This is a genomic window from Pseudomonas sp. NPDC087817 (genome assembly GCF_044742875.1).
GTDB lineage: Bacteria > Pseudomonadota > Gammaproteobacteria > Pseudomonadales > Pseudomonadaceae > Aquipseudomonas.
Genome location: NZ_JBIUVJ010000004.1, coordinates 82558 through 101809, shown reverse-complemented (window position 1 = coordinate 101809; position 19252 = coordinate 82558). Strand labels below are relative to the sequence as shown.

19 protein-coding genes and 1 pseudogene are annotated in these 19252 nt (G+C 57.7%); 9 read left to right on the top strand and 11 right to left on the bottom strand.

Annotation, left to right across the window (positions count from 1 at the left end; all coding sequences use genetic code 11):
* Positions 1–2: 2 nt before the first annotated feature.
* From ACIONG_RS05735 to ACIONG_RS05720, 4 genes are all read right to left on the bottom strand, one after another.
* Positions 3–2915, bottom strand: coding sequence for a PAS domain-containing protein (locus ACIONG_RS05735; protein WP_401297575.1), 2913 nt, complete (start codon positions 2913–2915; stop codon positions 3–5).
* A 153-nt stretch (positions 2916–3068) separates the two neighbouring features.
* A complete protein-coding gene (locus ACIONG_RS05730) occupies positions 3069–4607 on the bottom strand; it encodes a cryptochrome/photolyase family protein (RefSeq protein ID WP_401297342.1) in 1539 nt (512 codons plus the stop codon).
* 103 nt (positions 4608–4710) lie between these two features.
* Positions 4711–5835 (bottom strand): alkene reductase, encoded by a 1125-nt coding sequence (locus tag ACIONG_RS05725; RefSeq protein WP_315446584.1) that lies wholly within the window; start codon positions 5833–5835, stop codon positions 4711–4713.
* Between the two features lie 107 nt (positions 5836–5942).
* Complete coding sequence (locus ACIONG_RS05720; protein WP_401297339.1) at positions 5943–6620, bottom strand: type 1 glutamine amidotransferase domain-containing protein; 678 nt, start codon at positions 6618–6620, stop codon at positions 5943–5945.
* A gap of 210 nt (positions 6621–6830) precedes the next feature.
* Between ACIONG_RS05720 and ACIONG_RS05715 the strand changes: the two genes are divergently transcribed.
* A complete protein-coding gene (locus ACIONG_RS05715; RefSeq protein WP_103303547.1) occupies positions 6831–7415 on the top strand; it encodes a TetR/AcrR family transcriptional regulator in 585 nt (194 codons plus the stop codon).
* Between the two features lie 57 nt (positions 7416–7472).
* Here ACIONG_RS05715 and ACIONG_RS05710 read toward each other — a convergent pair whose 3' ends face one another.
* The 7 genes from ACIONG_RS05710 to ACIONG_RS05680 all read right to left on the bottom strand — a co-directional run bounded on the left by ACIONG_RS05710 (position 7473) and on the right by ACIONG_RS05680 (position 14245).
* A complete protein-coding gene (locus ACIONG_RS05710; protein WP_401297337.1) occupies positions 7473–9911 on the bottom strand; it encodes a TonB-dependent siderophore receptor in 2439 nt (812 codons plus the stop codon).
* Positions 9912–10011: 100 nt separating this feature from the next.
* On the bottom strand, positions 10012–10980 hold the full coding sequence (locus ACIONG_RS05705; RefSeq protein WP_103303549.1) for a FecR family protein: 969 nt from the start codon (positions 10978–10980) through the stop codon (positions 10012–10014).
* Positions 10977–11483 (bottom strand): sigma-70 family RNA polymerase sigma factor, encoded by a 507-nt coding sequence (locus ACIONG_RS05700; RefSeq protein WP_103303550.1) that lies wholly within the window; start codon positions 11481–11483, stop codon positions 10977–10979. The genes ACIONG_RS05705 and ACIONG_RS05700 overlap by 4 nt, the downstream gene beginning before the upstream one ends.
* 96 nt (positions 11484–11579) lie before the next feature.
* Positions 11580–12503, bottom strand: coding sequence for a LysR family transcriptional regulator (locus ACIONG_RS05695; protein WP_315446590.1), 924 nt, complete (start codon positions 12501–12503; stop codon positions 11580–11582).
* A gap of 112 nt (positions 12504–12615) precedes the next feature.
* On the bottom strand, positions 12616–13326 hold the full coding sequence (locus tag ACIONG_RS05690; RefSeq protein WP_103303552.1) for an SDR family NAD(P)-dependent oxidoreductase: 711 nt from the start codon (positions 13324–13326) through the stop codon (positions 12616–12618).
* Between the two features lie 50 nt (positions 13327–13376).
* Positions 13377–14033: a DsbA family oxidoreductase gene (locus ACIONG_RS05685; protein ID WP_401297333.1), complete on the bottom strand. Its 657-nt coding sequence runs from the start codon at positions 14031–14033 to the stop codon at positions 13377–13379.
* On the bottom strand, positions 14030–14245 hold the full coding sequence (locus ACIONG_RS05680) for a 4-oxalocrotonate tautomerase family protein (protein ID WP_103303554.1): 216 nt from the start codon (positions 14243–14245) through the stop codon (positions 14030–14032). Before ACIONG_RS05680 ends, ACIONG_RS05685 begins: the two co-directional genes overlap by 4 nt.
* A 243-nt stretch (positions 14246–14488) precedes the next feature.
* Between ACIONG_RS05680 and ACIONG_RS05675 the strand changes: the two genes are divergently transcribed.
* From ACIONG_RS05675 to ACIONG_RS05640, 8 genes and pseudogenes are all read left to right on the top strand, one after another.
* A complete protein-coding gene (locus ACIONG_RS05675; RefSeq protein ID WP_315446592.1) occupies positions 14489–15100 on the top strand; it encodes a hypothetical protein in 612 nt (203 codons plus the stop codon).
* A 139-nt stretch (positions 15101–15239) separates the two neighbouring features.
* Positions 15240–15713: pseudogene (locus ACIONG_RS05670) on the top strand (DUF4265 domain-containing protein); the annotation flags it as partial.
* A gap of 426 nt (positions 15714–16139) precedes the next feature.
* Positions 16140–16526 (top strand): Imm10 family immunity protein, encoded by a 387-nt coding sequence (locus ACIONG_RS05665; RefSeq protein ID WP_103303556.1) that lies wholly within the window; start codon positions 16140–16142, stop codon positions 16524–16526.
* 40 nt (positions 16527–16566) lie between these two features.
* Positions 16567–17184 (top strand): Imm43 family immunity protein, encoded by a 618-nt coding sequence (locus ACIONG_RS05660; RefSeq protein WP_401297330.1) that lies wholly within the window; start codon positions 16567–16569, stop codon positions 17182–17184.
* A 55-nt stretch (positions 17185–17239) separates the two neighbouring features.
* A complete protein-coding gene (locus tag ACIONG_RS05655) occupies positions 17240–17854 on the top strand; it encodes an Imm43 family immunity protein (RefSeq protein ID WP_401297328.1) in 615 nt (204 codons plus the stop codon).
* 15 nt (positions 17855–17869) lie between these two features.
* A complete protein-coding gene (locus ACIONG_RS05650) occupies positions 17870–18229 on the top strand; it encodes a hypothetical protein (protein ID WP_315446595.1) in 360 nt (119 codons plus the stop codon).
* 48 nt (positions 18230–18277) lie between these two features.
* Complete coding sequence (locus ACIONG_RS05645; RefSeq protein WP_401297326.1) at positions 18278–18784, top strand: DUF4265 domain-containing protein; 507 nt, start codon at positions 18278–18280, stop codon at positions 18782–18784.
* 14 nt (positions 18785–18798) lie between these two features.
* Positions 18799–19230: a DUF4265 domain-containing protein gene (locus tag ACIONG_RS05640; RefSeq protein ID WP_103303561.1), complete on the top strand. Its 432-nt coding sequence runs from the start codon at positions 18799–18801 to the stop codon at positions 19228–19230.
* The last annotated feature ends 22 nt before the right edge of the window (positions 19231–19252 follow it).

Below are 19252 nucleotides of genomic sequence, written 5' to 3'. Positions count from 1 at the left end.
CCTCACTCGAAATTGGCAGACAGCAGATGGCTGACCCGTGCCACCAGGGTGTCGACGGCAAATGGCTTGGTCAGGACTTGCATCCCCGGTCCGAGTTGGCCGCTGCCGATCACGGCATTTTCGGCGTAACCGGTGATGAACAGGGTTTTCAGTTTCGGACGGATTTCCCGGCCCGCTTCGGCCATTTGCCGGCCGTTCATGCCACCGGGCAAACCGACATCGGTGATGAGCAGGTCGATGTGTACGCGCGATCGCAACGTTTCAAGGCCTTCGACACTGTCCGCGGCTTCCAGCACGGTGTAGCCGAGCTCGCTGAACACATCCTTGAGCAGCATGCGCACCGTCGGCTCGTCGTCGACGATCAATATGGTCTCACCGGCCTTGGCCACCGGCGTAGTGGTGCTGTGGGTGGCGTCTTGGTTTTGCTGCGCCTCACCGCGATAACGCGGCAAGTAAATGCACATCGTCGTGCCTTGCCCGACTTGCGAGTGCACGCGCACCTGACCGCCGGATTGCTTGGTGAACCCGTAGATCATCGACAGCCCCAGGCCGGTGCCCTGGCCGAGCGGTTTGGTGGTGAAAAACGGGTCGAAAGCCTTGGCGATGACTTCGGCGCTCATGCCGGTGCCAGTGTCGGTGACGCAGAGGCACAGGTACTCGCCTTCAGGCATATCGAGGGTTCGGGCAGATTCGAGCGCAATGGATCGATTGGACGTTTCAACGGTGATGCGCCCGCCATCCGGCATCGCGTCGCGGGCGTTGATGCACAGATTGAGCAGGGCGTTTTCCAGCTGACTGGCGTCAACCAGCGCCGGCCACAGATCGGGTGCCGCCAGCGTCTGCAAGCGAATGCTCGGGCCGACGGTGCGTTGGATCAACTCGGTCATCCCGACAATCAGTGTGTTGACGTCGGTCGGACGCGGATCGAGCGTCTGGCGTCGGGAGAAGGCCAGGAGTCGATGGGTCAGGGCGGCGGCACGGCGGGTCGCGCCTTGAGCCGTGGCCATGTACTTGTCGACGTCTTTCAGGCGACCCTGCGCGATGCGTTTTTCCATCAGCTCCAGCGCGGCCGAAATGCCGGCCAGCAGGTTGTTGAAGTCATGGGCCAGGCCGCCGGTCAGTTGGCCGACCGCTTCCATCTTTTGCGACTGTCGCAGTTTTTCTTCGGCTTGCATGAGATCGGCGGTGCGCGCCAACACACGTTGTTCGAGGGTGTCGTTGAGCGCGCGCAAGGCTGCGTTGGCACGGTCACGTTCGGCCTCGACATTGCGCCGGTCTTCGACATCGATAAGTACGCCGGGGAAGCGCAACGGGGTACTGTCGTCGGCGCATTCGACGCGGCCGTTGGCTTCGATCCAGTTGTATTTCCCGTCGGCGCCGCGCACCCGGTACTGATGGGAATAGGCGCCGCCACGGGCAATCGCCGCAGTCATTGCGTCGGTGAGTCCAGCCTGATCGTCGGGGTGTACGGTCATCACCACTTGTTCCAGGCTCAGGCCTTCGCGACCCAGCGCCGGATCGAGGTTGAACACCCGGGCAAAGCCTTCGTCCACGGCGAAGCGATTACTCGGCAGGTCCCAGTGCCAAGTACCGATAATGGCGCCGGCGGCGAGGGCAAGTTGCACGCGCTCGACGTTTTCCCGGGCGACGGCTTCGCTGATCCGCAGTCGCTCTTCGGCGTCGCGGCGTGCGGTGACGTCGCTGAAAAAGATAGCAATCTGACGATCTGCCGGGTCACCGACGCGCACCGCCCGCACGTCGAACCAGCGCTCGAAGGTGTTGGCGTAGTTCTCGAAGTTCGCCGGTTCACCGGTCTTGGCAACGTGCCCGTAAGTCTCGAACCAGAACTTCTCCAGATTTGGCGCAAACTCGGTCACCCATTTGCCGCGCAGGTTGACGCCGCACTGACGCTCAAATGCCGGGTTGGCCTCGACGAAGAAGTAATCCACCGGGCGGTCGTCGGCGTCGAATTTGACTTTGACGATGGCGAAGGCCGCTTCGATGGTTTCCAGAATGGTGCTGAAGCGTTCCTCGCTCAGGCGCAGTGCGGTTTCGGCACTGCGCGAGCGGGTCAGGTCGAGCATTGCGCCGATCATGCGTTCGGCCTGGCCGTCGGCGTTGCGGATCACGTGGCCGCGGTCGAGCACCTCGGCGTAGGAACCGTCCTCGCAGCGGAAGCGATACTCGGCGCTCCAGGTCGAACCTTTTCCGTCAATCGTTGAGCGGATCGAGGTCCTGACGCTATCGCGATCCTGTGGGTGGATCTGCGCGAAGCGCCAATCGATGCTCGGGTCAATGGCGGCCGGCGGGAACCCGTAAGCCTGTTGCAGCGCTTCGTTCCAGACAATCTGTCCGCTTTGCAAATCCCAGTCCCAGACCGCATCGCGGGTCGCCTTGACCGCCAGGCGATAGCGTTCTTGAGTGTCGAAGAGCGCACGGCCGGCCAGATGTTCGCCGGTGCGGTCACGCAGGATTTTCACGAAACCCAGATGTGTTTGATCTTCAGCGTACAGCGGCATCAGTTCGCCTGACGCCCAGAACAATTGGCCATCCTTGCGCAGGTGCCAACGTTCATCGGAGGCGCGTCCCTCCAGCAGCGCGCGCTGCATTTCCAGCGCTATACGGCCAGCGGCACGATCCGCCGGGGTGAAAAAGCGCTCGGCGCTGTGGCCGAGAATTTCCTCGGCCGTCCAGCCCATGACATTGACGGCGCCTGAGTTCCATTCGGTGATGGTGCCCTGCGGGTCGGTAACGACCATGGCGAAATCGATCGCGCACTCGAAGATCGCTCGCTGGCGTGCCTCGCTGCTGGCCAGCGCCGCTCGGCTGGCGGACAGTTGCGTAGCCAGATCGTGCGGAACACAGGCGTCTGGCGAAGGCAATGCGGCACTTTCGAGCGCCTGGCGCAGGCGCAGAACCTCAGCTTCAAGCGCCTCACGAGTAAGATCTTTCAGGGTTTCCACCACTCATGCCTTATTGATTTTTGTGGCAAACGAACACTACGGGTCACTCATTGACACGGCGCCTCATGCTTAAGTTGCAGTCGTGAAGCGCGGCGCAGCCTGATCTCAAAACGACTGCCCGTTATCCAGCCTGTCGAGCAGCCCCTGGCCCCGTTGCCAAAGGGCCTGTTGTTTGTCCGCGGGCATGCGGTCGAGGTTTTTGTAGAGCATGCCCATGCGTTGATTGCTGCGCAGCACATCGCCGTGGCGCATGAGGAAATGCCAGTACAGCGCATTGAACGGGCAGGCGTTGTCAGTGGTGCTTTCGCTGACCTTGTAGACGCAATCGCGACAGTAATCGGACATCCGCTTGATGTACTGACCGCTGGCGCAGTAGGGCTTGGAACCGAGATAACCGGCGTCGGCATGCATCACCATGCCGAGCGTGTTGGGCAGCTCGACCCAGTCGAAGGCGTCCATGTAAATGGCCAGATACCACTCGCAGATCTGCTTCGGCGCGATGCCGGTCAGCAAGGCGAAATTGCCAGTGACCATCAGTCGCTGAATGTGGTGGGCATAGGCGTGTTTCAGGCTTTGACCGATCGCCTGGCGCATGCAGTTCATCTGCGTGTCGCCGGTCCAGTAGAACTCCGGCAAGGGTCTTTGGTTACCGAATGCATTGCCTTCGGCGTAGTCGGGCATCTTCAGCCAATACACACCCCGCACGTATTCCCGCCAGCCGATCAATTGCCGAATGAAGCCTTCGGCGGCATTCAGGGCGACGCTGCCCGACCAATACGCGGCCTCTACGTCACTGCACAACTGGCGCAGATCGAGCAGCCCGATGTTCAGCGCAGCACTGATCCGTGCATGGAACAGAAACGGTTCGTCGCTGGCCATGGCGTCCTGGTAATCGCCGAAACCGGCCAGACCGAAATCCACGAAGTATTCCCAGAGGGCTTGGGCATCGGCGTGTGTCACCGGGTAATTGAAATCCTCCACGGAACCGTAGTGGCTGGCGAAACGCTCCTTCACCAGCGCGATCACTTCAACGGTGATGGAGTCTGCGCAGAAGTTGAGCGGGTAGGGCGGCTTGACGCTCTTGGGCAGTGACTTGCGGTTGTCGGCATCGAAATTCCACGCGCCGCCCACCGGGGTGCCGTCGCCGTTGAGCAACAGGCGACTCTTGCGCCGCATCTCGCGGTAGAAGAACTCCATGCGCAGCTGTTTTTTGCCGGCAGCCCAATCTGCGAACTCGCCGCGTGAGCAGAGAAAGCGGCTGTCACTGTGCCAATGGATCGCCAGACCACACTCGCGCAGCGATTGCTCCAGACGCCAGTCGCCGGTTTCGCTCAGGTGCACTTCGTCTGGCTGTAAAAGCGCGTGCCAGCGCTGCAACTCGCTTGGCACGTCGCCGGTATTTTCAGGGTCGTCGAGGCGGACGTACTGCACCCGAAAACCCTGGCTGCGCAACGCCTCGGCAAAGTGCCGCATGGCGCTGAACACCAGCACGATTTTTTGCGGGTGATGAGGCACGTGGCTGGCTTCCTCCATCACCTCGACCAGCAGAACGGTATCGCGTTCGCGATCCAGCCCCTGCAACGAGGCGAGATCGAAAGATAACTGGTCACCGAGGACCAGGCACAGCCGGTGGGTTGCTTTCATTCGAACGGATTCAGCTTGATGAGAGGCAAAGGAGAAGCCAGTGGTTTAGGGACCTTTGTTCAGATAGTTGTACGGAATTGTGTTTTTGTATAGGTTTTTTTGATCAGCCGGGATACGTCGGGTAATCGACGTAACCTTCGGCGTTGCCGCCGTAGACCGTGGCCGGGTTGAGGGCATTCAGCGGCCAGTCGTTGGCGATTCGCGCGGGCAGATCCGGGTTGGCCATGAACGGTCGACCGAAGGCCACCAGGTCGGCGAGGCCGGAGTCGAGTAATCGCGCCCCGGATTCGGCGTTGTAGCGCCCGGCGTAGATGATCGCGCCGCTGAAGGTTTCGCGTACTGCTTGGCGGAAGGTTTGCGGCATGGCGGGCGCATCGTCCCAATCGGCTTCGGCGATAGACAGATAAGCAATGCCGACCGCTTCGAGGATTTTGATCGCTTCTATGTAGGTGGTGTGTGGATCTTCTTCGACCATGCCCAGATACGTGCGCGCCTCATCGGTTGTGGTGAACAACGGAGCGAAACGCACGCCGACTTTTTCCTTGCCGATGCACTCCGCCACACCCGCGACTACTTCGCGCAGAAAACGCAGGCGGTTTTGTAACGAACCACCGTACTGATCGGTGCGCAGATTGCTGTGGGCGGAGATGAACTGGTTGACCAGGTAGCCGTTGGCGCAGTGCAGTTCGATGCCGTCGAAGCCGGCGTCCATCGCATTGCGCGCGGCCTGAATATAAAGCTGGACCAGTTCCTGAACCTCGTCGGTGCTCAGCGCTCGCGGTGCCGATGGCGGCACCAGTTCGCCTTTGCCGGGCGCGGTTTCGATGAACACGCTGACCCGATCGGTGGCGACGGCGGACGCCGAAACCGGCGCTGCGCCACCCGGTTGCAAGGCGCTGTGGGACACGCGGCCGACGTGCCAGAGTTGGGCAAAGATGACGCCGTCGACCGCATGCACGGCGTCGGTGACTTTGCGCCATCCGGCAATTTGCTCCGGTGTGTAAATGCCGGGTGTCCAGGCGTAACCCTGGCCACGCGGTTCGATCTGCGTGCCCTCGGTCACCAGCAAACCGGCGCCGGCGCGCTGCTGGTAATACTCGGCCATCAGTTCATTGGCGATGTTCCCCGGTTGGGTGCTGCGCTGGCGGGTGAGTGGTGGCAGGACAATACGGTTTTTCAGGGTGTGAAGGCCGAGTTTCGCGGGAGTGAAATAAAGGCTGTTGTTCATCGGGAACCTTGTGGAGGGGCTTATTAGACCAGTCGTCTATTGAGTGGATGAAAAAAAACGCCGTGCGGCACGCGCACGGCGTTCGGATGGCTTTTACGGGGCAGGCGTCAGCCGAGCATCTTCAACAGTTTCTCGGCCACAGCGGCGGAACTGGCCGGGTTCTGGCCGGTGACCAATTGCCCATCGGCGACCACATGCACCTGCCAGTCAGCGACTTTGGAGTAACGTCCGCCGAGGCGCTGAAACTCGTCTTCGATCAGGAACGGCACAACGTCCGTCAGGCCGACCGCTGCCTCTTCCGAATTGGTGAAACCAGTGACTTCGCGATGCTGGATCAAAGGTTTGCCTTGAGCATTGACAACGTGACGCAGCACGCCCGGCGCATGGCAGACGAAACCGTGTGGCTTGTTGCTGCGGTCGAAGGCTTCGATCAGGGCTATCGACCGCTGGTCTTCGGCCAGATCCCACAGCGGGCCGTGGCCACCTGGATAGAACACGGCATCGAAATCATCTGCGCTCACCTCGGCCAGGCGCCCGGTGTTGGCCAGCGCCTGTTGGGCTGCCGGGTCTTGGCGGAAGCGGTCGGTCTCGGCGGTCTGCGCGTCGGGCTCGTCACTTTTCGGATCGAGCGGTGGCTGGCCGCCGGCTGGCGAGACCAGGGTGACGTCGGCACCGGCGTCCTTGAAGGCGTAGTAGGGGGCGGCGAATTCTTCCAGCCAGAAGCCGGTTTTCTTGCCGGTGTTGCCGAGTTGATCGTGCGAAGTCAGAACCATCAAGATTTTCATAGAGCACCCTGGGGTTGATCGAGTGGCGTCGCTGCACAACGGATTTGCACAGCGGCGACACCGGAAGATTGCATGTCGGAGCGCAGCATAGTTTCCAATTAGACCAGTCGTCTAGTAATTTTTTAGCCGAAGCTTTTTCAGTGACAGGTGTGGCAAACTTCCGTTCCTCTGAAATAAACGACTGGTCTATTGCCTGGTATTTTGTGCCCCATGAAAGCGACCTACGACGATACCCGCCAACATTTGCTCGACACCGGCCACCGGATGATGGCCGAGAAGGGCTTCACCAGTGTCGGCCTCAATGAAATCCTGCAAACCGCCGGCGTGCCCAAGGGCTCGTTCTATCACTACTTCAAATCCAAGGAGCTCTACGGCCAGGCCCTGCTCGCGGATTACTTTGTCGGTTATCTCGCGGACATGGAGCGGCGCCTGACATTGCCTGGGCTGAACGCTTATGAACGGCTGATGGATTACTGGCAGGGCTGGCAGGATCGCTGCACCCTCGAAGGGCATGGTGATGAGTGTCTGGTGGTGAAGCTCAGTGCCGAAGTCGCCGACCTGTCCGAGTCGATGCGCCTCACGTTGCGTGATGGTGCCGAACAAGTAGTGGCGCGCATTACCCTGTGCATCGAGCAGGGCCAGGCGGAAAAAAGCCTGCCGGCCGCAGATGCCCGGCACTTGGCGGAAACCCTGTATCAGCTCTGGCTGGGGGCGAGTCTGCTGAACAAGCTGCAACGTACCGGGCAATCGTTGGATACATCGATGGCGACCACCCGACAACTTTTGGCTGTTTGATGTTCAGGTTGATCCGCCGGCAGCGAGTGTCCGGCGGATCGACCCTTAACCGATGACTCAGAACTCCGGTGTGTACTTCACGCTGAACATCACGTTGCGCGGGTCGCCGAAGTTGTTGTTGCCGTTGAGCTGGTTGTAGGCAGCGGTGTAGTAGCGCTTGTCGAACAGGTTGTTGGCGTTCACCGCCAGGTCGATTTCCTTGCTCAACTGGTAGCCGAGACGGGCGCTCCACACGGTGTAACCGGCGACGTCATAGGTGTGTTCATAACCCAGCGTGTGGCTTTGGGTGGTGAAACCCAGACCGGTGCTGACCCGCTCCCAATCGCCGCTGAACTGGTAGTCGCCCCAGACTCGCAGCATGTGTTTCGGCGTCCAGGTGCTGAAGACTTTGCCTTCATTGTCCGGGTCATCGAGGTATTTGGTGGTGTTGTAGGTGTAACCGGCGAACAGTTGCAGATTGCTCAGGACTTCGCCGCTGATCTCGGCTTCGATGCCCTGACTGCGGACTTTGCCGGCGGCGTTGGAGCAATACCAACCGTCGCAGATCATCCCCGATGCGAGATCGTTGACGGCGCGGTTTTCCTGGTCATAGCGGAACAGCGCCAGGGAGGTGTTGACCCGGCCGTCCAGCAATTCACCCTTGAGCCCGACCTCATAGTTGCTGCCAACCACCGGTTTGAGCGTCTGGCCACTGGCGTCGCGGTTGGTTTGCGGCTCGAACACGTCGGTGTAGCTGGCATACACCGCCCATTCGCGGCTCAGGTCGTAAATGATGCCAGCGTAGGGCGTGACCACACCGGTTTCCTTCGCGGTGCTGTCCGGAAGGGGCGTAACGACGTCGCTGAAAGCCACTTGGGTCGCAGACTGGTAGTTGTAGTCATACCAGCTCACCCGCGAACCGAGTACCAAAGTCAGTGGCTCGATCGGTTTGACGCGCCAGCTGCCATACAGACCTTTTTGGCGGATGTCGTATTTACTCGGCGTGGCGCGGCCACCCGGCGTATTGAGCAAGCCTTCGTAGCTGATTTCGGGACGGTCGTGGTCGATGTCGAAGATCGTGTCGGTGGTGTTGTTGTTGAAGGTTCGGGCGAATTTATCGTCGGACGTGTACTTGGCGTAGTTACCGCCAAGCATCACTTCGTGCTCCATCGATAGGGCTTCGAAGTGGCCGCTGAGGTTCATGTCCAGGCCGAGTTTGGTCGCGTCGAAGTCCGTGACGAAGTCGGCGTATTGAATACCGCTGCCATCGGGCCTGATCCCGTCGCCGCTGGTTTGCAGACGCTGGCTTTTGCCTTTGTTGGTTTCACTCATGCGCACGGCGCCGACCTTGAACGCCCAATCATCGTTGAAGCGGTGTTCCAGATCGGTATAAAGCGTGGTGACGTCGATGTCCAAATGGTTCCAGCGAGCGCCACCGTAGGCTGAGCGCGGCACATTCAGCGGCTTGCCGTCGGAGTAGCGCGGCAGGCCGCGAATCATCGGTCGTGACTCGCCGTCGGAGTTACTGACCGCCACGCCCCATGTGGTGTCGTCGCTCAGGTCGAAGTCCAGTGCACCGTACAGCGAGTGAGTCTTGCTCCATTCGTAATCGACGAACGACTGACTCTGGTCTTCATCGGCGACGAAGCGCCCGCGCACCGTGCCCGTCGAGTTCAGCGGCCCACCGGCATCCAGTTGCAAACCGTAGTGATCCCAAGAGCCGGCCTTGCCAGTGATGGTCACGGTCGGGGCATTCTGGCCGCGTTTGCGCACCAGGTTGACCGCGCCGCCGGGGCTGCCGGCGCCTTGCAGCAGGCCGGATGCGCCGCGCAGCACTTCCAGACGATCGAAGAAAATCAGGTCCTGGGTCGCCCAGTTGCCCAAGGCGTAGGAGTTACGCGTGATCGGCACGCCGTCGTACTGCCAGTCGTCGATCTGGAAACCGCGCGAGGTGAGAATCATGCCTTTGCCCACGCCCTGAACACCGACCAGGCCGGTGGTCTTGTTGGCCGCGTCCTTGAGATCGGTAAGGCCCTGATCGTCCATTTGCTTGCGGGTCATCACGGTGACCGACTGCGGAATTTCCTTGAGGGTGTGCGTGCCTTTGCCGATGGTCACGGCCTTTGCTGCGTAGGAGCCCGAGCCCTCGGTGGTGGCGCCGTAGCTGCGTTCGACGATGTTGGTGGCACCCAGTTGCAGCGCTGCGCTGCTGTCGGTGGCGGGCTCGACGCTGAAGTTGCCTTGCCCGGTCACGCGTAGCTGCAAACCGCTGCCCGCCAGCGCCTTTTGCAGCGCTTGTTCAGCCGGCATCTGGCCAATCACCGCTGGCGCGCGTTTGCCCTGCACCAGGGCCGGCTCCAGCGAAATGATTTGCCCGCTCTGCCCGGCAATCGCATTGAGCGTGCTGGCGAGAGGGCCGGCCGGCAGGTTGAAACTCAGGTCTTGCGCCAGCGCTGAACTCGCCAGAGTTGCCAGGGCAACGGCGACGGGAAGGGTACGGGGCCACGTGTTGAGCACAACATTCTCCTGTTTGTTTTGAAGTGTCAGGAGATAGGAGGGATGAGAAATGAAAACCGGACACAAACAAGAACGGTTTTCAAAAAAAACTTTTCGTCCCTCACTGTTTGCTGATCAATGTCAGCCAGGGACTGTAACGATTCACGCGAATAGGCAGGGTTTCGGCCAGGGCGCCGAGGGTGCGCTCGGGATCGTCCAGCGGGAACACGCCTTGCACGCGCAGACCGCGAACCTCGGGAGCCACGCGCACGAAACCACGATGATAAGGACGCAGCGCTTCGACCACTTGCTCCAGCGACTCGTCCAGCACATTCAAACGCCCGCTCAGCCAGTCGGCGCGTCGACGCTCATCGCCGCTGGTCAGCGTAATGTCGCGCGAGGAGAGCAGCGCTGCCTGGCCTTCCTTGACGACTTGCGTGGTGCCATCGAACAAACGGGCTTGCACGGAATGCTGCAGCACCACGAGGCGGCTGGCGTCCTGTTCCTGAATGACCAGAAAACGCGTGCCCAGCGCACGCATTTCGCCTTCGGCGGTTCGTACTATCAGCGGGCGACGCGGGTCGGGCGCGACATCAATCACCAGTTCGCCGTGGCGCAGAATGACCACCCGTTGCTGCTCATCGAAGCGCAGATCCACCGCGCTGTCAGCGTTCAGGCTGAGGCGGCTGCCATCGGCCAGATTAAACGTCTGTCGTTGACCGCGCCCGGTGTGCAGATCAGCCAGAAGCGTTTCACCCAGGCGGGTTTTGCTGCCAAGCAACAGACTGCCACCGAGCAGACCGAGGCCGGCGATCATGCGCAAGGCATCGCGGCGCGAGGCCTGTGGCTGCAACAGAACCTGACGCGCCTCACTCGCCTGGCCGGGCAGGCGTCGATCCAGTGTGCGCACCGTGTTGAACGATCCGCCCAAGCGTTCCTGCAAATTGTCCCAGGCCTGGCTGTGTGCACGGTCCATCGCCAGCCAGGCGTTGAAACGCTGTTGCAGTGCAGCATCCGGCGTGCCGGCGCGAAGCTTGACCATCCAGTCGATGGCTTGCTCGCTGATCGGGTCCAGGCGTGTTTTGCTCATGGCGCCATGTCGCACAGGTAGCACTGGCGCAAGGCCTGTTTCATGTAACGGCTCACCGTGCGCTCCGACAGCCCCAGCTTCTGCGCAATTGCCACGTAGCTCAGCCCGTCCAGCTGGCTGTAGAGGAACGTCGCCTTGACGATCAACGGCAAGCCATCGAGGGCGCGGTCGATGGCCACCAGCGCTTCGATCAATTGCAGTTGCTCTTCAGGGGAGGGCGCCAATGCTTCTGGCAGCGCCGAGAGGCGCTCAAGGTAAGCCAGCTCAAGCTTGCGTCGGCGGTGACGGTCGAAGATCAACCGGCGCGCGATGGTCGATAGATAGGCCCGTGGCTGCTCGATGCTGTCGGGGTCCACTCGCGCCACCAACAACTGGCAAAAGGTATCGGCGGCAGTGTCCTCGGCATCCGCGTGGTTACGCACCTGCCGATTGATGTGTTGCAGCAGCCAACGATGATGATCGCTGAAAAAGAATCCCAGCTTGCTGGACGGAAGAGAGTGCACTGGTGAGCTTTCCAGATGTTAGTGAGAATCTCTCTCAATACTACCTGCGTGGCCAGAGCCAGTGCAATCGGTCTGTCGTGTCGGCTGTGTTTGCCGCTAAAGCGCCGCCCATTGATCGCGGTATTGCAGGAGGAAATCGACGAAGGCGCGCACGTGTTGCGGCACATAGCGACCGTGCGGGTAGAGCAAGGTGTAAGGCCTTGAGCGACCGCTATAGGGCTGAAGCACCTCGACGAGGCGACCGTCCGCCAGTTCCTGTTCAACAATGAATTTGTAGGTCTGGAACACTCCCGCGCCATGCTTAGCCAGCGTTACGCCGCCGAGCACATCGTCTGAGCAGGAGTAACCACCGTCGGAAAACACCTCACGATCCTTGCCATTTTCCTGAAACAGCCAGGAGATCCGCCGCCCGCTGCTGGGCAGTTCGAACTGGATGCACTCGTGCTGAGCCAGATCTTCCAGGGTCTGCGGCACGCCCGCTTTGTGCAGATAGTCGGGCGACGCCACCACCACCAGTTTCGCGTCTTCCAGCAGGCGGGCAATCAGGGTCGAGTCCGGTTGAGCACGGACGCGGATCGCCAGATCGTAGCCCTCCGCGACGAAGTCGATATTGCGATTGCCCAAGTGAATATCCACCGTGACTTGCGGGTAGAGCGCTCGAAAGGCTGGCAGCAGCGGCAGAATGCGGTGATGCCCGTAAGTGGTCGGCAGACTGATGCGCAAACGTCCCGACGCGGTCGTCTGCGCGCCCATGACTTCTTGTTGCGCCTCGACCAGTTGGGTCAGGGCCTGGCTGCACTGGACGAAAAAATTTCGGCCAGCCTCGGTCAACCGAATGCTGCGTGTGGTTCTGGCGAACAGCCGGGAACCCAGGCGTTGCTCCAGCCGCAGAATCGATCGGCTCACCGCCGCCGGTGTCACCCCGGCCAGCTGTGCGGCGGCGGTGAAGCTACCGGCCTCGGCGGCGAGGCAAAACAGTTCGATACTGCCCAATTGCAAGTCATCAAAGTGGCGTTTCATAAGGGAGGGCACCGAGTCTCAACAGACATTTCATCCCGGTGTTTACTACATGAAACGGCGCCGCCGGTATACACCGACGGCGCCGTTTTCTTGTTGCAGGGACAACAGGGAATTAATGCCCCGCGCTCTGACCGCCATCGACGTGCAGAATCTCACCGGTGACGAAATTCGCGCTGTCCAGATAGAGGATCGCCTGCACGATGTCGTCAATCTCACCCATATGGCCAACCGGGTGCAGGCTGCCGAGCGCTGCGTGAGTCTCCACACCGTGCATCGGCGTCTTGATGATGCCCGGCGACACGGCGTTGACCCGAATGCCGCGCTTGGCGTACTCGATGGCCAGCGATTTGGTTGCCGCGTTGATGCCGCCCTTGGTCAGCGAGGCCAGCACCGAAGGTACGCCGTCGATGGCATGATCCACCAGGCTGGTGGTCACGCTGACGATGTGGCCGCTGCTGTGCTTCTCCATCTCGGTAATCGCCAGTTGCGAGATGTGGAAGAAGCCGCTCATGTTGGTGGCCACAACCTGGGCGTAATCTGCCTGGCTGTACTCGGTGAATGGCTTCGCGACAAAGATCCCCGCGTTGTTGACCAGCGTGTCGATCCGCCCGAAGCGGGCGACGGCTTCGCGGATGACGCGCTCGGCAGTGGCAGGATCAGCGATGTCGCCAGCCACGGTCAGAATGTCCGGGTCGGTAGAAGGCTGGATTGACCGGGAGGTCGCGACCACCTGATAGCCGCGCTCACGAAAGCCTTTGACCAGACCTGCGCCAATACCTTGAGAGGCGCCGGTAACCACTACCACTTTGTTGGACGTGCTCATGATGAATCCTCATGTAATCGAAATGAATTGAGTGAACGGATTTTCAACGGTCAGACGTGAGCGCCAACCAGCGCCGCCTGACGTAACGCTTGCCGGTAATCAGCGACCGATTGCGATCCGGACAGGATGTGTCGGTCATTGATAACCATCGCCGGGACCGACTGGATGCCGCGCTGCTGATAAAACGCTTCGAGTTCGCGGACTTCACGACTGAACTCTGCAGAGGCCAGTACGGCTTCTGCACGCTCACTGTCGAGCCCCGCGTCCTTGGCCAGATTCACCAGCGTCTGGCGGTCATCCGGGTTTTTTCCATCGGTGAAGTAAGCCCGCAACAAGAGCTTTTTCAGTGCGCGCTGGCGCCCTTGTGTCGAGGCCCAAAACAGCAAGCGATGGGCATCGAACGTGTTGTAAAAATGACTGCGCTTTTCCAGGTCGAAGTGAAAGCCAATCTCCTCACCGCGTTGAATGATCATCGCGTTGCGCTGCGCCACTTGCTCAGCGCTGCGACCGTACTTGCGCATCATGTGCTCGATAGCGTGTTCGCCAGCCGCCGGCATCTCCGGATTAAGTTCGAACGGCTTGTAGGTCAGTTCAACCTCGACTTCACCCGCCAGACTTTCGATCGCTTGCTCAAGTGCGGTAACGCCGAGCGCGCACCATGGGCAGACGACATCCGAGACAACATCGATTTTCACCACGCGACTCATGATGAGGCGTCCGACAACTGTTTGCGGTACTCCGTGGTCGTCATGCCAGCGTAACCCCAGTTATCCGTGTCGACTTCCTCGATGACGATGTGCGTCAGTTTGGGATCCTTGTGGAGCACCCGTTCCATCGTTTCCGTGATCTCCTTGATCACCTGGGCTTTCTGCTCCCGAGTGACGCCGTCACGGGTGATGCGTACGCTGATGAAAGGCATTTGAGTATCTCCAGTGGTCAGCCTGTCGGATTGATGGGCTGCTGTTGGAGAGAACTTTAAGAAGTTGCAGGAGGTTGATAAATGGGGTTTCAGGTACATCATTTGTGATGTGGTGTATCAAGTGCCCAACGCACAGGGTCGGCCTTCGGATCCTATTCGGCGATAAAACGACGGGGACGGGTTAAGTTAAGTCTGCCTAGACGAGGGGCGCTGCCATAACATCGCGGTCTTACGGAGCAATCGATGATCGATGAAGAACAGCTAGTGGATCTTTATGAAGCCGGCGACGCGCTGGCTGGCGGAGATAGCAGTGCAATGCAACGTTTGCTTCCGCACATAAAAAACCGCGAGTCGTACAGCGACATCCCGGTGTTGTTCTACGTCGCTGAAAACGTGGAAACACTCGATTTTCTTGCGGAAAATGGCGTGGATTTTTTTCAGAAAAACAGTCTGAGCGGTGGCAGCCTGCTGCATCGCTCGGCGCTGGAAAGTGATGATTCTGTCTTCGCATGGGTACTCGACTGGTACAAAACCCACAACTTGATCGACGTCACTGATGACGCCGGCGTTACGCCGTTGTCGGCGCTTTTGAAACTCGGCCCGATAGAGCGTGCAGGTCGATTGATTGACGCTGGCGCAAGTGTTGATTCAGTGGCAGACAACGGTCTGACCCCTGCGCGACAAGCCGTTTTCCATATGGGCGAAGAGCCGCAGGCCATTGGAGGTCTGCAGATACTTCTAGCCCATGGATTGACCGTGGGTGCGGACGAGGCCGTCTATCTGGCGGATGCCGCGCGAAGCATTGACCGGCCCGTTCTTGCCCAGTGGGTTGAAGACAATCTGCAAGCTCGATGATGTTCTTCTTCACCCCAGGATTTACGGCGGCCAAGGAGCCTTGCAAACGTCAAGGTGGATGCAGAGGTCGCATCGTGTAACCTTGGCGCCGGGATAGAGAGGGATGTCATTTATGGAACAAGGAGCGGTGTCACCCCTTATGGACGACAAGCAATCACCTGTGCTGATCCAGGTTTACATGGCCGATGATGGTGGCGCTGTCCGTGAGGAACTGCTCGCGCGTCAGATTGATCAGCACACCTACGAATTACTCTCTTCACCTGGCCTGGCGCAAAACCTGGCGAGGGGGGATATCGTCTCGATCAAGGATAGAAATGCACCTGCCGAGGTGCTGAAGCGAGGCGGTAATTTCTGTATTCAAATCTACGCCGATTACATTTCCCCGGACGCGATCACTGCGCTTGAAGATGATGTTGTCCGCGAGTTGGATGGAACACTGGATGGCGTCTGCGAGGGAAGTTTGTCGCTGGCTGTTCCTGCGAAAAATGGCATGGAGAGAATCAACGGTTTTTTTGACAGGTTCCGTGAGCAAACCGGGATTCAGTGGTATTACGCCAACATCTATAAAAACCTCGACGACGATAGTGACGAGACGCTGTTGTATTGGTGGCTATTGCCCACTCCTGCACAGGCTCATGTGAAGGCTGAGTCGTTTGTTGACGCTATTGATCGGCGTGATAATGCAGCGCTCAAGCGGGATTTCGCAATATCGGACGCTGTGGCGGATGAAATCTACGCGTCAATCGATGAGTATTTTGGTCCCGGCACAACAATATCCATAGCCCCTGAAGAGACAGCCTTCGATACAAACGGGCGAGACCGACCTTTCATCGATGCTTATGAAACCAATAGCAAGACGTTAGGCATGGAATGCATCCTTTGGGCTAATGGCGCTCCCGGCGAGGCGATTCTCCATCTTGAGATTTCACAACGAGAGGGGGAGTTAGTGGTGTATTACAAATACATCGGGTCTTGATCCAAACCATCATTATTTTCTCCGTACACTCTTAGACGTAGTCCGCTCCCAAAACGGAAAAACATGGATATTAAATTCTCCGCAATATACTTCGATGCCTCCTCAGAAGATGAAGTTTTGACTGTCGCGCTGTCTGACAACGCCCATGAACCTGAGGACTTTCTGATTCTTCAGCGAGCGACGGAGGTTGATGAGCAAGATGTGGAACTGGGTCAAGACACTTACCATGTTGAAATCGGCAATCCTGGATTGGCAGGCTATGGTGGTGTTGACGAAGTTTTTATCGCGAATGATCGTTTGACTTTTGTTTTTTCAGATGCTGTTGCCTGGTGTAAGTCTATAAAAACACTTGAAGTGCGACTGTCGTCTCAAGCTGAAATTACAGGTGATCTCGCCGATTTGCTTGGAGCGGTGTTTGCAGGGCAATCAACCAGAATTTCGAGGTCATGATGTCCTGGACGTATTCTGACCAGGTTGATTGGGGGCTTTAATGAGTTATTACGTGCTTTCGCAATTGGAGGACGTTGGCTGTCCCGTCGGGATTTTGCATGGCGACCTTTTTGACAAATTTTATCCAGACACAAAAGATGTGAAATTCGGTTTTTTTCCATGGTATGCAGAAAGGGCAAAGGCCGGCCCGCGCACGCCTTTTCCGCAGGGGATGGTTCTTATTTCCAGGGATGAATACTACGATTTTGATATCAGAAGTATTTCGCGTTTTTTCTACGTGGTCAGTGATGCGTTTCTGGCGGTCTGTCGCAAGACGAACGTCAATATTATCGACAGCGTCAGGATTGAAGTGCTGTCAGAGGCGGGGAAGCGTATTTCAGAAAAAAATTATAATGCCGTGTTGTTTGATGAGCTGGACGTTCGAACGAACTGCGATCCGGCATCAACATTTGTCGAAGAAAACGGCCGGCCGATCAGGTTCAAAAAGCTGGTACTTCCAACTGAGTGGACTCTGGACCTGTTCAAGTACCGCAGACTGATTTCCGGTAGCGATAGTCTGGTCTGTTCTCAGGCGTTCAAGGAGTTGGCAGAAAGCTTTAAAGGTATTGGGTTTACCCCATTGGACGAGGTTCTATGGTCTGGGATAAGGCGAATTTAAGAAGGTTTCTGGTGACATCCTTTTAATAGTCAGGTCAGGATGGATACGGGGCGATATGGAATACTACGTGCTCTCTCAAAAGGAAGAGTCTGACTGCCCGCGTGGCTTATTGAACGCGAATTTATACGATAAGTTCTATCCCGATGCGGAAGGCGTGAAATTTGGCTTCTTTCCTTGGTATGCGGAGAAAATAAACTACACATTTCATACCCCGTATCCGGAAGGAATGGTGCTGATATCGAAGGACCGGTTCTATGATTTCGATATCCGCAGTGTTTCGCGTTTTTATATAGCCAGTGACGATTTTTTGTCAGTGTGCGCGGAGCTTGATGTCGGAATCGCGGATCGCGTGGCAATCGATGTGGTATCAACCAAGGGAGAGCCTGTATCCGTCAAAACCTACAATGCGGTCCTTTTTGAAGAGCTTGATGCTCGCTCTGATACAGGGTTGGGCTCGACATTTGTTGAAGAAGACGGGTTGATTTTCAGATTCAAAAAGTTAGTGTTGCCTGAGGTGTTCAAGCATGACTTGTTCAAGTTCAAAGGAATGATTTCCGGTAGTAATACGTTGATTTGTTCCAGCGCTTTCAAAGCACGGGCGGCAGGGCTTAAAGGCATTGAGTTTATACCGTTGGAAAGCGTGCTCTGGTCGGCTGTCAAGCCAATTTGAAATAGGGACCTAATGATGCAAAAAGCTGATTGTGCAACTCCGGACGAATCGCACCAGCAGGTGTGTGCCAGGTATGGGCTGACGCCACACCCTCCCGAGGAGGTGGTTGCCATTGCATTGAATACTCTCCACAAGTCGCCGATTTACGGATCGAGAGTCCAATTGCCTGAGGGTGGCACGGTCAGTTGGTTCATTCACTGCGGTGAGCACTCGCCAGCCAGCGGCTTCTATCAAACGCTGCACACCAGCCATTTGGTTGATGAATTACCGCAAGTGCTGAAGTATCTTTTTCTGCCCGCAGGTTCCAGGTTCATTATCGACAGAGAAGGTTACGAAGACGTTTGGATGGTGGGAGTGGAATCCTCTTCGGACTGAAATGTCGAGCGTCTTGACGCCAGTGAAAGCTTCCCTTTGAGCACGGATATGACTGATATTTTTCACAAGATTATTTTCAAGTTAACGCCTGACGAAGATGATTACCCTCCCTTTTCGGTTGAATCGGTATGGGGCATCTACCGAGGGAAGGACGTTTACGAAATAGACAACACACCTTATTACGTTCACGGCGTCAGTAAAGGTGATCGTGTGCAAGTACAACTGGATGGCGAGGAGCGGATAGCTGCCCGTGTGGTGAGTCAAGGCGGGCACTCGACAATCAGGGTTTTCGCGAGTGATCCGGGCGAGAAAGCAAAGATAATCACCCGGTTGCAAGAATATGGTGCGTTCTGTTTATCAACTCGCGGTCTATCGTTGTTTGCTGTGGATATTCCCGCAAGCTGTGATTTTTCCATGATCGACAGTTATCTGTCGTCGATTGCTGATGGCGAAAATATCGCCTATGGAGACGCGTGTCTGCAGCACTACCCGATAGAGCCATCTCGCGTACTGGAGTGCTCGTCGTTGGCTTCCATACCCTGCCTGTTACATTGAACATAAGGATGTAAATGGAGAAGGTATTTTTCAAGTTATTGGTCGAAGATGACTATCCACCGGTTTCAAGCGAGAGCCTGTGGGCTGAGAGATTGGACTCGGGCTCATTTATCGTGAAGAACATTCCGTTTTACACACGGGAAGTTTGTCTTGATGACGAGATTTCGGTAAGCCCCGTGGTGAACGCTGAGTACCAATTTGAGAAAGTCATAAAAAATACCGGCAACAGTACCCTTCGTATCATTTTTTTCGAGGCGGGTGAGCCATGGATTTCTAGTGTTTTGGAAGATCTGGTTGCTAGAGGCTGCGCATGGGAAGGTATGAGCAAAAAGTTCTTCTCCATCAACGTTCCTGCCGACGTTTCCCTTGACGATGTGCTGAGTGTATTGGCCGAGAAAGAAGCAAAGGGATGGCTGGATTATGAGTCTGGAATGCTTCGCCAATAAAAACTCCTTTTGAGCCTTATCA